This is a genomic window from Pseudomonas sp. IT-P253 (assembly GCF_949768125.1).
In the GTDB taxonomy this organism is placed as follows: domain Bacteria; phylum Pseudomonadota; class Gammaproteobacteria; order Pseudomonadales; family Pseudomonadaceae; genus Aquipseudomonas.
The window spans coordinates 1-14,380 of sequence record NZ_CATKPT010000083.1; the positions used below are offsets into that span (position 1 = coordinate 1).

Sequence of the window (14,380 nt, forward strand, 5' to 3'; positions counted from 1 at the left end):
CCGGACGCAGGCTTCGCCAGCTGCTACGGATCGCGTTATGGCTTAACTGATCGGCATTAGGCCCTTGAGCCGCGCTTTTTTTACGCCTGAACGTTACTGAGCAGTGGTCTCAGTAGTCGCCGCCGGTTTGGCTGCTGGTTTCTTCGCCGGCTCGGCTTTTTTCACCGGAGCCTTGGCCGGGGCTTTTTTCGCCTCGGTCTTGGCCGCCGGTTTCTTCGCCGGAGTTTTTGCGTGGGTCTTTTTGGCAGACTCGGCTTTCACCGGTTCCGCAGGCTTCGGTGCTTCGACCGGCGCGGGTGCAGGGGTCGGAGCCGGTGCTGGCGCAGGGGGCGGAGCTACTGGCTCAGGCGCCTTGACCGGTTCCGGTTTCTTGTCGTCATCCGAGCTGCCGAACAGGTTGCTGAAGAAGTTGCCTTTCTTGGCTGCCACCGCGCCAGCACCTGCCGCCGCCGCAACGGTCGCTGCCGGAACGACCTTCGCCGGTTCAAACGATTTGCCCGCCGCCAGGTCTTCAACCTGACTGGCCGCACGTTGACCGGTGCGCAGTGCGCCTTCCAGGGTGCCGGGGTACAAGGTGTCGGTGTGTTCGCCAGCAAAAGCTACACGTTGCAGTGGGCGTTCCCACAAGCGCCAGTATTTGCTGATCTGCCCCGGACCAAAGGCCAGGTAAGCGCCGCCCGTCGAAGGGTCGGTGCTGTAGCGGCGGATTTCATAACCAGTGAACGAACCGCGAGCCTGTGGATAAAACGCGTGCAGGCGGATCAACACCTGATCGACCATCTGCTTGTCGCCGAAGACCTGCATCACCCGGGCATTGTCGCCGGACAGGTTGATTACCACGTTGGCGCCGCCTTTCAAGGCCGGCTCAACCCACAGCATGCCCAGACCGGCGTTGCTGTAGATCTCACCGGTCATCCGCGCCTTGCTTTCCCACACGGGCGTTTTGAACTTCAGCATGATCTGGTCGCGCCAACCGTAGTTGGTGCCTTTGATGGCGCCCATGTGCTGGGCATCCAGCGCCGGGGTCATCTGGATCATGTTCAGTGCGCGCAAGGGCACGGCCACGACGACATAGTCAGCCTGATAGCCAACGCTGCCGACTTTGACGGTCACGCCGTCCTTGTCCTGAGTAATGGACGAAACCGGGGAGCTGGTCTTGATGGTTTTCAGCTGTTTAACGAAGGCTTGGGCCAACACCGGGCTGCCGCCTACCAGACGCGAAGCGCGCAGGTCACGGTCAGAGACGCCACGATAAACACGGCTTTGCTGTGCGAAGTACAGCAGCGACAGGCGCGAAGGTTCGTCATAACGGGTACGAATTTCCTGATTCACCAACTGACGGGCCGTCGCTGGCAGGTTCAGACGATCAAGCCAGCTGGCCACGGTGACCTGGTCCAGGGCGAACAGCGTGCTGTTGGCGGCCGGGTTCTGTGGATCGTCGATCGAGCGTGCCAGATCATCCAGGGTCTTTTCGTAGCGCTTGAGTGCGTCGGCCGTGGTCGGTTGCTTGGTCGCCAGATCGGCGGCGGTGAAGTACTCGCCATCGATCAGGTAGCCCGGGGTCCGTACGAATTCAGGGGCCGGCGTAGTGCTCAGCTTGAACGTCGAGACGTACTTGTTCAGCACCGGTTGGGTCTTGTCGTTGCCGATCCATTCACTGGTGGCCATGCCGGAGCGACCGCCCAGGCTCGGTTTGGCTTCCAGCAGGGTGACTTGCCAGCCTTTGTTCTGCAGCTCGTAAGCGGCAGTCAGGCCAGACAGGCCGCCGCCGATCACAATCGCGGTTTTATCCTTGGCCAGCGCAGACACGCTGAACAGCCCCAACATCACCAGCGCACAGGCGCGCAGCCAACCAGCAGACATTCAGCGAACTCCGGAAATACATGAGGAAATAGCAGTTTTACGAGTCAGACGACTCAAAGAACCGCGAAGGATACGTCAGGCTTCAGGCACCCGCCAGCAACCTCTATCGACCTATACAAAGTAGCTCAATTGACGCAATGGGTTGTCCCAACGCGATGCATTGCATAGGCTTGCGCGATTGTTTGCCCGCCTGCATCGCGGGTAGCCTCGAGGAGACAGAAAATGGGCCTGAATAAACAGTGGATGGAACGCGATCTCGCGGTGTTGTGGCATCCCTGCACCCAGATGAAAGACCACGAACAGCTGCCGTTGATCCCGATCAAGCGCGGTGAAGGCGTGTGGCTGGAAGACTTCGAAGGTAAACGCTACCTCGATGCCGTCAGCTCCTGGTGGGTCAATGTGTTCGGCCATGCCAACCCGCGAATTAACCAGCGCATCAAGGATCAGGTCGATCAGTTGGAGCACGTGATCCTGGCCGGCTTCAGCCATCAGCCGGTGATCGAACTGTCCGAACGCCTGATAAAAATGACGCCGGAAGGCCTGACTCGATGCTTTTACGCCGATAACGGCTCTTCCTGCATCGAAGTCGCGCTGAAAATGAGCTTCCACTACTGGCTCAATCGCGGCCAGCCGAACAAGAAGCGCTTTGTCACCCTGACCAACAGTTACCACGGCGAAACCATGGCGGCGATGTCGGTGGGCGACGTGCCGCTGTTCACCGAAACCTACAAGGCGCTGCTACTGGACACCATCAAGGTGCCCAGTCCCGATTGCTACCTGCGCCCCGAAGGCATGAGCTGGGAAGACCATTCGCGCCATATGTTCGCCGCCATGGAACAGACCCTGGCCGAGCACCACGACACCGTCGCGGCCGTGATCGTCGAGCCGTTGATCCAGGGCGCTGGCGGCATGCGCATGTATCATCCGGTGTATCTGAAACTGCTGCGTGAAGCCTGCGACCGCTATGGCGTGCACCTGATCCATGACGAGATAGCTGTCGGCTTCGGCCGCACCGGCACGATGTTCGCCTGCGAACAGGCCGGCATCCGCCCGGACTTCCTCTGCCTGTCCAAGGCCCTGACTGGCGGTTACTTGCCGCTGGCGGCGTGCGTGACGACCGACGATGTCTACAGCGCGTTCTACGACGACTACCCGACCCTGCGCGCCTTCCTGCACTCGCACAGCTACACCGGCAACCCGCTGGCCTGCGCAGCGGCACTGGCGACGCTGGATATTTTCGAAGAAGACAACGTCATCGAGAACAACAAGGCCCTGGCTCAGCGCATGGCCAGCGCCACCGCGCATCTGGTGGATCATCCGAACGTGTCGGAAGTCCGTCAGACCGGCATGGTGCTGGCCATCGAAATGGTCAAGGACAAGGCCACCAAGCAAGCGTATCCGTGGCAGGAACGTCGCGGCTTGAAGGTGTTCCAGCATGCGTTGGAGCGAGGTGCTTTACTTCGTCCGCTGGGCAGCGTCGTGTATTTCCTGCCGCCGTACGTGATCACCCCGGAGCAGATCGACTTTCTGGCCGAAGTGGCCAGCGAAGGCATCGACATCGCGACCCGTGACAGCGTCAGTGTGTCGGTACCGAAGGACTTCCATCCGGGCTTCCGCGATCCGGGCTGATTGATTTCACTTAAGCTTCAGCGGTGACCGGACTACCGTCATCGCGGGCAAGCCCGCTCCCACAGGGTTATGCGGTCAACTGTGGGAGCGGGCTTGCCCGCGATGGGGCCGCCAGATTTCCACACCTTTACAGAGACCCCCGATGAGACTGTCCCGCTTCTTTATAGACGCCCCCTTGAGCATCGGCGAACACGAGTTGCCCGAGGCCCAGGCCCATTACATCAGCCGCGTGCTGCGCATGGCCGAGGGCGATGCGTTGCAGCTGTTCGACGGCTCGGGGCATGAGTTCCGCGCCACGCTGGTGGAAGTCGGCAAGAAGCGCGTCGTGGTGCAGATTGATGAAAGCTTCGTCGGCCAGGTCGAGTCGCTGCTTTCGATCCATCTGGGCCAAGGCCTGTCGCGCGGCGAGCGGATGGACTGGGCGATTCAAAAAGCCACTGAACTGGGCGTCACTGAAATCACCCCGATCTTCAGCGATCGCTGCGAAGTCCGGTTGAAGGACGAGCGGGCCGACAAACGCCTGATGCACTGGCGTCAGGTGGCGATCAGCGCGTGCGAGCAATGCGGGCGTTCACGGGTGCCGGTGATTCATCCGCCGCTGCTGTTGGCGGACTGGTTGAAGCAGACTCAAGCAGAATTGAAGTTGGTGTTGCATCCAATGGCGGAGCCGTTGGTGAGTCATGCAAAACCGGCGACGCTGGCGTTTCTGATCGGGCCTGAGGGTGGGTTGTCGGATGCTGAGGTTGATCAGGCCAGGGGCGCGGGTTTCCATGCCGCCCGGCTTGGACCTCGCGTGTTGCGCACCGAAACCGCGCCGGTGGTGGCATTGGCGGTGGCCCAACAGTTATGGGGTGACTTCTAGTACCTTTCGCGAGCAGGCTCGCCCCCACAAGGACGCCGCTGTACCTGTGGGAGCGGGCTTGCTCGCGAATGGCCGCGACGCGGTCTACAGGATATAAAGCAGAGTCCGATTCTTCCCCCTCTACGCGGGGACGATCCTTCAGGAACTACTGCACCGGATCACTCACCGGTTTAGCAATGATCGCCTTGAGTTCGCTGGTCATCGGGAACTCAAGATTCAGACCTTTTGGCGGGATCGGTTGTTCGAACCAACGCTGGTAGATGCTGTTGATTTCCCCTGAGCGATACAGGTCGCCCAACGCGCCGTTGACCAGCGCCAGGAATTGCGGATCATCCTTGCGCACCATGCAGCTGTATATTTCCCTCGATTGCTCCTCGCCAACCACCACCCAGTTATGCGGATCGCGAGCCTTGGCGCGTTCACCGTAGAGCAGCGCGTCGTCCATATAGAACGCCACCGCCCGGCCCGATTGCAACATCTGGAAGGCTTCACCGTGGTCCTTGGCACTGATCACGAACATATCGACTTTGTGATCGACGTTGTAGCTCTTGAGAAACCGCTCGTTGGTGGTGCCAGCTGTGGTCACAACGTTCTTGCCGCGCAGGTCGGCGAAACTCTTAATTCCGCTGTCCTTCGCCGTGAGCAATTGCCCCTTCACATAAATAAACCCGTAGGAAAACGCCACTTGCTGCATGCGCTCGGCAGTCACGCCCGTTGAGCCGCATTCAAGGTCGACAGTGCCGTTCTGCACCAGCGGAATACGCGTTTGCGAGGTCACCAGGTTGTACTTCACCTTCAGATCCGGCAGCTCAAGTTTTTGCTTGATACGCTCGACAATCTTGCCCGCCAGATCCACCGAATATCCCATCGGTTGCCCCGTTTGATCACCCACATAGGAGAACGGTACCGACGCGTCGCGATAACCCAGCGTGATGCTCTTGGTAGTGGCGACCTTGTTCAGCGTACCGGTCAGCGGCGCTTCGTCGGCCTGGACGTGGCTGGCGAGCAGGAGACCGAGGGTACAGCCGATCAACGTGATTTTTTGCATTGTTATTCTCCGTTGTGGATAGAGCGATTAGCGGCGGGTGGCGATTACGGCGATTTCCACCAGAACTTCCGGTCGGGCCAGTTGTGCCTGCAAAGTGGTGCGGGTCGGTGCCTGGCCCGGCGACAGCCACTGTGACCAGACCTCGTTCATGGCTGCGAAATCGCGGCCAATGTCTTTCAGGTAAATGGTCGCGTTGAGCAAATGATTCTTGTCGCTGTCAGCTTTGGCTAACAACACATCGATTTTCGCCAGCACCTCGACTGTTTGGCCGGTGACATCAGGGCAGTCACCCGGCACCTGTCCCGATAGAAACACCAGATCGCCAAAAGTCACCGCGCCAGAGAGTCGATTGTTGCTGTTGATTCGGTTGATGTTCATTTGTTTATCCTTTTCAAGTCAGGTGATGCGAGGTGCAAGGCCGTGCATTTCGATTGACGGTGTGCGTTGGGTGATCAACTCGCTGAGCAATCGAGCGCTGCCACATGCCAAGGTAAAACCGAGTGCGCCATGGCCGAGGTTGAGCCAGAGGTTGCGGTACACCGTGGCCCCAATCAACGGCACGCCGCTGGGGGTGGCCGGCCGCATGCCGGCCCATTCGATGGCGACGTCGTAATCGCCGGCATTCGGCAAGGTTTCCCGGGCCTGACGTTTAAGCAGCGCCAGGCGTTTGGGATCGAGCGCCGGGTCGAAACCGACAATATCGACCATCGCCGCCACGCGCAGTTGTTCGCCGATGCGGGCGTAAACGATCTTGCGGTTGTAATCGGTGATGCTCAGGTCCGGTGCGCGATGTTCGGCGCTGATGGGCAGGGTCAGGCTGTAGCCCTTGAGTGGATACAGCGGCAGGTTCATGCCCGGCAATGCCAGTGCCGGACTGCGATGACCGGCAGCAATCACCAGTTGCTCGACCGGCAACACCTGCGAACCCATTTCGACGGCCTGCACCGCGCCGTCCGCGTGGCGAATACCGGTGACCTTGCAGCCGAGTAAAAACTCGCAACGCCCCGATGCCTGGAGCCGAGCCAGCAGTTGCTGGCAGAAGCCATGGCAATCGGCGACTTCATCGTCGGGGGTATAAATCGCGCCCACAAACGGCGTCTCGGCGAGTGCAGGCTCCAACTGTACGCATTCGGCCCACGACAGCACGTGTTGCTGTCGCGGATCGGCCAGGCCCTGGCGTGCATGCTCGAAACTCGCAGCTTCACGAAACGTCACCAGTTTGCCGTTGCGACGCCAGTCGAAACCGTTAAGACGATCTTCGTCGCGCCAGCCTTGCAGCGTGGACTGACTCAGCATTGCCAGACGCAGTAAATGTGCGCCGTTGCGCTGGTTTACCGAACGACGGCAGGCCGCCAGGAAAGACGCCATCCATCGCCATTGCGCCAAGTCCAGACGCGGACGCAGCTTCAGTGGCGAGTCTCCGTGCAACATCCAGCCAATCGCCTGCAGCGGAATGCCGGCATCGGCCAGCGGCGCGACGTAACGGTAGGACAACTGGCCGCCGTTGGCGAAACTGGTCTCGCGGCCCAGGGAATCCCGAGCCTCGATCAGCGTCACGTCGATGCCTTCGCGTACCAACGCGTAGGCTGTCGTCAACCCGATGACGCCCCCACCGATGATGCAAACCCGCTGAGCCATGTCTTTCCTTAACCGTTATTGAAACAGGCCTCAGGTTAGGACCAGGTGACAGGCGTTGAACAATGCATAAAGATGGCTGACCCATAAACAAAGGTTATGGACTTGCCATGCGACTGCGACACATTGAGATTTTCCAGGCTATTCGCCAGACCGGCTCGGTCAGTGGCGCCGCGCAGTTGCTACACGTGTCGCAGCCGGCGGTGAGCAAAGTGCTGCAGCACGCCGAACAGCAACTGGGCTTTGCGTTATTCCTGCGGGTGCGCGGTAAATTGCAGGCTACGCCTGAAGCGCTGGAGCTTGAGCGCGAGGTCGACAAGGTCACCGAAAGCCTGCAAGGCGTGCGACGTCTGGCCCAGAGCCTGCGCCGCACGCCGGGCCACAGTGTACGGATCGGCGCCATCCCGGCGCTGGCCTTGTCGTTACTGCCGCCAACAATCAACGAATGGACGAAGCGCTACCCGGAAATTGCCTGCGAACTGTCCAGCGCCCACAGCCGTGAGCTGATGCAGAATTTGTTGATGCGCGAAGTCGATATCGCGCTGACGTTGCAACCACCTGATCATCCGGGCCTGAAGGCACAAGTGCTGGCCCGCGGGATGTTGGTGGCGCTGGCGCCGACCGGCTATTGGGCCGACGACAGCCTGGGCCAACCGCTACCGTTGAGCGAACTGGCCGGTGCGCCGCTGATCGGCCTTTCCAGCGCCGACCCGCTGGCGGCCAGACTCGACAGCTACCTTGAGGCGGTCGATCCGCCACCTCGGGTAAGGATTGCCGTACAGACCTATTCGCTCGCGCGGGCGATGGTTGAGTCCGGTGCCGGGCTGGCAGTGATCGACCCGTTTACCGCGCTCGGCGCATCCCCGGCCACCACGGCGATTCGGCCTCTGGCGCCAGCGTTACCGATCACTTTGTATGCGGTAATCCGCGCCGACGAACCGCCGCCCCATACCTTGAGCGACTTGTTGCAGGTGTTCAGCCGACGGGCGCAGGCGCAACTGGATCGCTTGATCCCGCAGAAGCCTCAAAGGACATAAAACATAATCGCCACAAAGTGCAGCAAACTCCCGGCAATAACGAACAAATGCCAGATCCCGTGCGCGTGCCGCAGGCGATGATCGAGGGCAAAAAAGATGATCCCCACGGTGTACAACACCCCGCCCGACGCCAGCCACGCAAACCCGGCGCCGCCCAGCGCCGCGAGCAAGGGCTTGACCGCCACTAACACAATCCAGCCCATCACCGCGTAAATCACGATCGACAGAATCCGTGCTTCCGAACGCGGTTTGATCTCTTGCAGGATACCGATCAGCGCCAGCCCCCAGACAATCCCGAACAACGTCCAGCCCCAAGGCCCGCGCAACGTCACCAGACAGAACGGCGTGTAGCTGCCGGCAATCAACAAGTAAATCGAAAAGTGATCGACCTTCTGCATGATCGCTTTTTTGCGCCCGCGCACGCTGTGGTAAACGGTCGACGCGCTGTACAGCACCAGCAAGGTAAAACCGTAAATCGCCACGCTGACGATTTTCCACGGACTGCCGTCGATACTGGCGATCACCAGCATCCAGACCACCCCCACACACGCCGCCACCGCCCCAACCAAATGCGTCCAGGCGTTTAGTTTTTCTCCGTGATACATGCGTTGCTCACCTCAAGATCCAGGACAACATTGCACAAGGCTCAGGCCTGAAGGTTAAAAGCGCAATGTTTCCAAACGCACTCTGCGCGCAAAAAGGTTCTGGTTAAACCTACTCTAGCGCTCAAACACCCACGTCGCAGGGAACGGGTGAGCCCGGTACAACTCGCTTATCCTCCGTCGGTCGCGGTGAAACCATTCATTTACCCAATGCTGATATTGGTGCTGGATGCTCAGTTCATGCCAAGGCGAACTGCGCGCTTGAATCACCGCATGCGCGGCCATCATTCCTGACATCAGTGCCTTCAACACGCCCTGTGACGCCGCCGGATCCAGCACAAATGCCGCATCTCCGACGATAAAAAATCCGCTTCCTGCCACCTGCTGGCATACACGCCAGGTCACATCGGCCCCGCGGACCGGACCGGATTTCGTCAGGTGCTTGAACGTGGCCGGTGGAATGACCTGCTCCTTGTTTTCAGGGAGAAAACACAGGCGGGTCCAGTGGTAAGTGTATTCATCTATTTTCGCCGTCCAGTACCAGCCAAACGGGTCAGCATCAATCCCGCAAAAAATTTTGTCGTCAGGGCACACACCAACGGCATATCCATAGCGAGCGATCAGATGCGGCGAAAATTTTCGCCATCGAAGTTTCAACTGACGTGATAACCAGCTGCTGGTGCCACTGGCGTCGATCAAATGGGGAGCAATGAAATCACCTTGTCGGGTTTGCACCCCACATACCCGCTGCGAGTCCCTGATTACCTTGAGCACACGGCAAGGCTGCACCACCCGTACACCTGACTCGACGGCCCGACACAGCAGCAGACTATCCAGTGCATCGCGAGGAATTTGAAAGCCCAGGTTCGGGCCCGTCGCGCCTTGACCAAAGGCACTGAACTGGCGCGCGCCCCCCCATTGCACCCAATGGCCTGCATGACGTAAAAAACCGGCCGCCTGCACCGCGGCGGCCACACCCAGCTGCTGCAGCAAAGGCTCAACACCCGGTTGCAGCGTCTCTCCAGGACGCTCGCGAGGGAAAACTGCCTGCTCCAACAGCGCCACTCGCAATCCCCGTTGCGCGCACAATATGGCCGCCGCCGTACCCGCGGGCCCAGCGCCAATGATGATCACGTCATGGTCAGTCAAAAGAAATGCTCAGCCAACCCTTGTTGTCTGTATTAATCAAAAGGCTTTCAGCCCCGATAAACAGCTCGACCATTTCCAGTACTTCAACGTGGCGCAGCCTGAAATCAGAGGGCGTCGAAACGGCGCCGTGTCGATAGATAATGAAAAAGTCCACCTCGCCATCCAGCTGCGTCCCTGCTTCAGACTCTGCCAGAGTCAGGGCCGAATCAGGTTGCACCACACGAATAAAGGACAGCACCGCCCACCGCCCCTGTAGCTCGCGAGTGATTGCACCTATGGCGATGTAAGCCAAATGCATGGCCAGAATCCGTTGCTGATACTCCTCTCGCGAAATATGCCCGGTAACGGACAGCGACAAGCGCCCGGCCAGCGCATTACGCGTGTAATCGCTGTATTCATAGGCGGTGTATTCAACCGCCTGACACCCGTTTACCGTCACCAGACGCGGCCCGATTTGGCCATCCCACGACGTCTCGCCGGTCTGGCCATTTTCAGAGTCCCGCAAGGGTATGACTGTCGGTGTTGAAAGCCCGGGCTCAAAGGTACGAGCACTGTCGGGTGTTACCGCGGGCCAATAGGCGCCCGCAGCCGAACAGATCCTCACGTCTTCTGCAAACGGGCTGCCAAGGTTGAAAGAGCAGATAAACGTTGGCCGAAATCCCCCGTTGCTGGCAATTTCCCAACCTGGACTGAAGGTGCCCGCAGCCCTGTCGGGCAACCAGGATGGACGTTCTGCACGTGCAGAAGTCCCCATTGCTGTGGCGCCCACAGCCGGCAATAGCTGAGAGACCAGCGCGGTAATGCCTTTATCTTCCTCGACAAAGTGCCCCTCTGGCAGCAGCGGATTTCCTGCCAGCCTCCGCTCAGACAAAGCCTGCAACGTGACGTACCAGATTGGCTCGGGAAACTCCTGCTGTTGTGCCCATTCAATCAGCGCTGCTTGCCCACAGTCCGGGTAAAAATCCGGTGCGGCTAAAATTGAGCAGGCGGCTACGGTGATCGGGAGGTGGGCAGTCAGTGCCGGGCAAACGGGCTTGATCCAGCCGTCGGCGGTGAAGTCTATGAAGTGCAGTGCCCGGTAGTTGCCGGCCCTGATAATTGCGTCTACATCCGGCTCATTGTTCAGGTCACGGATCGAGCCATCGTCCTTTAACTGATGACGTTTATTGATGATGTAACCATCAAAGTTCGCGTTGGGCGGGACGCGAAAAGAAACGGATTGACCCTGAAACAGGGCAGGCTCAACCAGCCTGGCCTTCGGTACCGGCACATTCAAGCCGGTGCCATACACTGCGCTGTCAGCCCAATCGGCGAGGTCTTCAGTCAGCACAAAGGGGGCTTGCGAAATGTCGGGTTCAAACCAGTCCGCTTCATTCCCTCTCCTGATGTGGAACTGTCGCAACTTGTCATTGACGTGCAATGCCTCGAGTTCCAAGTCCAGGTCGAGCCCGGCGATGCACTCACAGCCATTGAAAAGCTTGTGCAGCGGAAACCAGAAATCCCGATTTTCATCACCCTCGACCCATCCGTGACCTACACCGCCCTTTTGCTGCACGGCTACATAGGCGCTGAAGCGAGCAGGCATGACTCGCATGGCATGCAGGTCATTCTGCACAAAGGGGCTGAAACCACGCAGTCGAGCGTCGTACAGCACAGGCGCGGTGCCGACACGTGCAATGCCGGTACGGGAAAAACACAGGTCAGCGTGCTTGCGATGCGTCGTGTCTGGCTGAGGTCTGTACTCAAGTGCAAACACCGCCAGTCCCAAGCTCGCGCCCGCGCCAGCCAGCGCCTGAAGTTGCGCCAGGGTCGGTGGGCAGACACCGTACACATAGTTGAGCACTGCCTCCAATTCTGCCCCGGTCGCGAAATCAAGGAGCGGGGTTGCCCCTGCGCCTTCAATCACAGTGGGCGACGCCAACGCGTGATACAGCAGACTGCGCGAAGGATGACCGGACTCAATCCCACGGCTGCCTTGCAACGAAAAGTCTTCAAAGCCCTTGATTGAGCGGTCAATCGACAGGGCTTTATTCAATTCATCGGCCAACGGCCTTGCTTCGATATCAAGACCATGGAGTATCAGCAGATCACGCCAGCCGGCGGGCGCCAAACGCTCGCAGACTCGTTGAACCTCATCGATAAGGGGCATACACACTCCTGGAGCCGGATCCATGCGTGACCCAGAATGCATCTTTTATGGGGCACGCACACCTGTTAGAAATGCCAGTTCTGTGGTCTCGATACCCACTTCTTATCAGGCGTGATCGTTGAGAGTTGGGCACAATCAAGCTATTCCAAAAAGAGTTCGGCCCATGTTGATCGACGAAGAGTTGACCCTGAAAAAGCTCGAGGTGTTCCTGGCCTTCATGCGTACCGGCAATCTGGCCCGGGCCGCCGCCGAGTTGCAGACCAGCAACGTCAGCGTGCACCGCGCCATCCACTCTCTGGAGAGCGCCCTGCGTTGCCCGCTGTTCAAACACGAAGGCCGCAACCTGACGCCACTGGAGAGCGCTTATGTGCTGGAAGAGCGGGCGCAGAAGCTGATTCAGGACGTGGTCGAAACCGTGCGCCTGACGCGCGAAGCGGCCGGATTCTCGGCTGAGCGCTTCAAGCTGGGTTCGCTGTATTCACTGACGGTGAAGACCGTGCCGCAGCTGATCATGGGCCTGAAAATCCGCCGCAGCGAACTCAATATCGACCTGATCCTGGGGTCGAATTTCGACCTGCTGTACAAGCTCAAAAACATGGAAGTCGACGCGATCCTGGTGTCGCTGGACGACAGCGTAAACGACCCGGACTGCGAACAGATTCCGTTGTTTACCGATGACATCTTTCTGGCAACCCCGGCGGATTCGAGCTTTGCCCAACGTACTGAAGTTGATCTGGCCGAAGTGCGCGACGAAACGTTCATTACCCTGACTCAAGGCTTCGCCACGCACCAGGATAGCAATCGGGTGTTCAAGCAGGCAGGGTTCGAGCCAAAGGTGGCCATGCAGGTCAACGACATCTTCACCTTGCTGAGCATGGTCAGCTCGGGGGTGGGTTATGCGTTGCTGCCCGGCAGAATTGCGGCGGTGTATGAGAACCGGGTGAAGTTGATTCCGTTGCAGGAAAAGTATCGGTTGCAGCAGCACATCGGGGTGGTGTTCTTGAAGGCCAAGGAGCGGGACCCGAACTTGCTGGCGTTGCTGGCGGAGTGTCGGATGTATGCCCATCGGCAAGCCTGAGACCGTGGCGCCCCTTTCGCGAGCAGGCTCGCTCCCACAAAGACGCCGCGGTACCTGTGGGAGCGAGCCTGCTCGCGAAGACGTCAGTTCACTCAGCAAAAATCCAACGGATTAACCAACAATCCCGCGAACAATGAAGTACAACAACGAAGGCCCAAGCAAGCACCCAAGCCCGGTGTGGAACGTCGCCGTCAACGCGCCATAAGGCACCAACCGCCGATCCGTCGCTGCCAACCCGGCCGTCACACCACTCACCGTTCCGGCCAGTCCGCCAAACACCATCGCCGAACGTGGGTTATCCAGCCCCATCCAGCGCGCCGCCATCGGTGTGCCCACCATCACAAAAATCGCCTTGATCAACCCGGTGGCAATCGACAGCGCCACCACATCGGAACTGGCACCAATCGCCGCGCCGGTCACCGGCCCGACGATGTAAGTCACCGCGCCCGCGCCGATGGTGGTCATGCTCACTGCATCCCGATAACCAAACGCCCACGCAATACTCGCCCCGACAATGAACGGCAGAATCGTTCCCAGCAGCAGCGCGATCGCGCCGATCAACCCGGCCTTTTTCGCTTCGGTGGCCTGCACTTCGAACGCTGTGGCGACGATGGCGAAGTCCCGCAACATGGCGCCGCCCATTAGACCAATGCCGGAAAACAGCGACAGATCCGCCAGGCCTTTTTGCCCGCCGGTCATGGTCCCGCCGACCCAGGCCAAAACCAACCCGATGACGATGGCAATCGCCGACCCATGAATCCGTCCGAACGTCAGGCGTTTGGACAGCACCACCGACACCCACATGATCACGCCGACGAAGGCGAACGCGGTGACCAGGCTGTTATTGACCAGACCTTTCTCGATGAGATCCCACATATCAGCGGCCCCCTACTGGCGTGCCGACCGGCGTGACTTCCGTCGGTTCATCGGGCAACGGTTCGCCTTTGTGGGTCCGGCTGATCAAGGCAATGGTGCAGCCGCAAATCACCACCGAACCCATCGCCGCCAGCACCGCCACCGGCCCGCCGTGCAGTGCCGTCACGACGTTCTGTTGCGCGGCCATCGCGACCACGACCGGAATGTACATGGCGCCCCAGAAGCCGACGCCCATCTCGCAGTCCTTGGTCATGCCGCCACGCTTTTGCATCCACAACCGCGCGCAGATCAACAGGATCATCGCGATCCCGACGCCGCCAACGTTTGATTTCACACCCAGCAATACGCCAAGAGCGTCACCCATGATCACCCCTGCCAGCGTACAAATCGCCAACAGCGCCACACCGTAAATAATCATTGTCGTAGTCCTCAAAGTGCATCGTCGAATATTG

General features: G+C 59.5%; 13 protein-coding genes. 4 read left to right on the plus strand and 9 right to left on the minus strand.

The window, feature by feature from the left end:
* Positions 1-93: 93 nt before the first annotated feature.
* On the minus strand, positions 94-1,863 hold the full coding sequence (locus ACM6IR_RS26180) for an FAD-dependent oxidoreductase (protein WP_414910374.1): 1,770 nt from the start codon (positions 1,861-1,863) through the stop codon (positions 94-96).
* Between the two features lie 222 nt (positions 1,864-2,085).
* Between ACM6IR_RS26180 and ACM6IR_RS26185 the strand changes: the two genes are divergently transcribed.
* A complete protein-coding gene (locus tag ACM6IR_RS26185) occupies positions 2,086-3,492 on the plus strand; it encodes an adenosylmethionine--8-amino-7-oxononanoate transaminase (protein ID WP_414910375.1) in 1,407 nt (468 codons plus the stop codon).
* A gap of 142 nt (positions 3,493-3,634) precedes the next feature.
* On the plus strand, positions 3,635-4,354 hold the full coding sequence (locus ACM6IR_RS26190) for a 16S rRNA (uracil(1498)-N(3))-methyltransferase (protein WP_414910376.1): 720 nt from the start codon (positions 3,635-3,637) through the stop codon (positions 4,352-4,354).
* Positions 4,355-4,499: 145 nt separating this feature from the next.
* On the opposite strand, the gene ACM6IR_RS26195 is transcribed toward ACM6IR_RS26190, so the two are convergent.
* From ACM6IR_RS26195 to ACM6IR_RS26205, 3 genes are read right to left on the minus strand one after another with little or no spacing between them, the layout of a single operon-like run.
* Positions 4,500-5,402: a transporter substrate-binding domain-containing protein gene (locus ACM6IR_RS26195; RefSeq protein ID WP_414910377.1), complete on the minus strand. Its 903-nt coding sequence runs from the start codon at positions 5,400-5,402 to the stop codon at positions 4,500-4,502.
* 27 nt (positions 5,403-5,429) lie between these two features.
* Positions 5,430-5,780, minus strand: coding sequence for a RidA family protein (locus tag ACM6IR_RS26200; protein ID WP_414910378.1), 351 nt, complete (start codon positions 5,778-5,780; stop codon positions 5,430-5,432).
* 18 nt (positions 5,781-5,798) lie between these two features.
* Positions 5,799-7,040, minus strand: a complete 1,242-nt coding sequence (locus tag ACM6IR_RS26205) for a D-amino acid dehydrogenase (RefSeq protein ID WP_414910379.1) — start codon at positions 7,038-7,040, stop codon at positions 5,799-5,801.
* A 107-nt stretch (positions 7,041-7,147) separates the two neighbouring features.
* Here ACM6IR_RS26205 and ACM6IR_RS26210 point away from each other — a divergent pair, with 107 nt between their 5' ends.
* The gene (locus ACM6IR_RS26210) at positions 7,148-8,074 is read left to right on the plus strand and encodes a LysR family transcriptional regulator (RefSeq protein WP_414910380.1); all 927 of its coding nucleotides are present in this window, start codon (positions 7,148-7,150) and stop codon (positions 8,072-8,074) included.
* Here ACM6IR_RS26210 and trhA read toward each other — a convergent pair.
* The 3 genes from trhA to ACM6IR_RS26225 all read right to left on the minus strand — a co-directional run bounded on the left by trhA (position 8,062) and on the right by ACM6IR_RS26225 (position 11,974).
* Complete coding sequence (gene trhA / locus ACM6IR_RS26215) at positions 8,062-8,679, minus strand: PAQR family membrane homeostasis protein TrhA (RefSeq protein ID WP_414910381.1); 618 nt, start codon at positions 8,677-8,679, stop codon at positions 8,062-8,064. The genes ACM6IR_RS26210 and trhA overlap by 13 nt on opposite strands.
* A 114-nt stretch (positions 8,680-8,793) precedes the next feature.
* Positions 8,794-9,810, minus strand: a complete 1,017-nt coding sequence (locus ACM6IR_RS26220) for an NAD(P)/FAD-dependent oxidoreductase (protein ID WP_414910527.1) — start codon at positions 9,808-9,810, stop codon at positions 8,794-8,796.
* A gap of 7 nt (positions 9,811-9,817) precedes the next feature.
* Complete coding sequence (locus ACM6IR_RS26225; RefSeq protein ID WP_414910382.1) at positions 9,818-11,974, minus strand: hypothetical protein; 2,157 nt, start codon at positions 11,972-11,974, stop codon at positions 9,818-9,820.
* A gap of 163 nt (positions 11,975-12,137) precedes the next feature.
* Between ACM6IR_RS26225 and ACM6IR_RS26230 the strand changes: the two genes are divergently transcribed.
* A complete protein-coding gene (locus tag ACM6IR_RS26230) occupies positions 12,138-13,052 on the plus strand; it encodes a LysR substrate-binding domain-containing protein (RefSeq protein ID WP_414910383.1) in 915 nt (304 codons plus the stop codon).
* Positions 13,053-13,163: 111 nt separating this feature from the next.
* Here the strand turns inward: ACM6IR_RS26230 and madM are convergent, their stop codons facing one another.
* On the minus strand, positions 13,164-13,928 hold the full coding sequence (gene madM, locus ACM6IR_RS26235; protein ID WP_201115878.1) for a malonate transporter subunit MadM: 765 nt from the start codon (positions 13,926-13,928) through the stop codon (positions 13,164-13,166).
* Between the two features lies 1 nt (position 13,929).
* Positions 13,930-14,346, minus strand: coding sequence for a malonate transporter subunit MadL (madL, locus tag ACM6IR_RS26240; RefSeq protein WP_414910384.1), 417 nt, complete (start codon positions 14,344-14,346; stop codon positions 13,930-13,932).
* Positions 14,347-14,380 lie beyond the last annotated feature (34 nt).

What these genes read in the sequence shown, in the direction of transcription:
- madM (WP_201115878.1), bottom strand. Translation starts at nt 13,928, where the DNA reads ATGTGGGATCTCATCGAGAAAGGTCTGGTCAATAACAGCCTGGTCACC.
- ACM6IR_RS26210 (WP_414910380.1), top strand. Translation starts at nt 7,148, where the DNA reads ATGCGACTGCGACACATTGAGATTTTCCAGGCTATTCGCCAGACCGGC.
- ACM6IR_RS26185 (WP_414910375.1), top strand. Translation starts at nt 2,086, where the DNA reads ATGGGCCTGAATAAACAGTGGATGGAACGCGATCTCGCGGTGTTGTGG.
- ACM6IR_RS26200 (WP_414910378.1), bottom strand. Translation starts at nt 5,780, where the DNA reads ATGAACATCAACCGAATCAACAGCAACAATCGACTCTCTGGCGCGGTG.
- ACM6IR_RS26225 (WP_414910382.1), bottom strand. Translation starts at nt 11,974, where the DNA reads ATGCCCCTTATCGATGAGGTTCAACGAGTCTGCGAGCGTTTGGCGCCC.
- madL (WP_414910384.1), bottom strand. Translation starts at nt 14,346, where the DNA reads ATGATTATTTACGGTGTGGCGCTGTTGGCGATTTGTACGCTGGCAGGG.
- ACM6IR_RS26195 (WP_414910377.1), bottom strand. Translation starts at nt 5,402, where the DNA reads ATGCAAAAAATCACGTTGATCGGCTGTACCCTCGGTCTCCTGCTCGCC.
- ACM6IR_RS26205 (WP_414910379.1), bottom strand. Translation starts at nt 7,040, where the DNA reads ATGGCTCAGCGGGTTTGCATCATCGGTGGGGGCGTCATCGGGTTGACG.
- ACM6IR_RS26230 (WP_414910383.1), top strand. Translation starts at nt 12,138, where the DNA reads ATGTTGATCGACGAAGAGTTGACCCTGAAAAAGCTCGAGGTGTTCCTG.
- ACM6IR_RS26190 (WP_414910376.1), top strand. Translation starts at nt 3,635, where the DNA reads ATGAGACTGTCCCGCTTCTTTATAGACGCCCCCTTGAGCATCGGCGAA.
- trhA (WP_414910381.1), bottom strand. Translation starts at nt 8,679, where the DNA reads ATGTATCACGGAGAAAAACTAAACGCCTGGACGCATTTGGTTGGGGCG.
- ACM6IR_RS26180 (WP_414910374.1), bottom strand. Translation starts at nt 1,863, where the DNA reads ATGTCTGCTGGTTGGCTGCGCGCCTGTGCGCTGGTGATGTTGGGGCTG.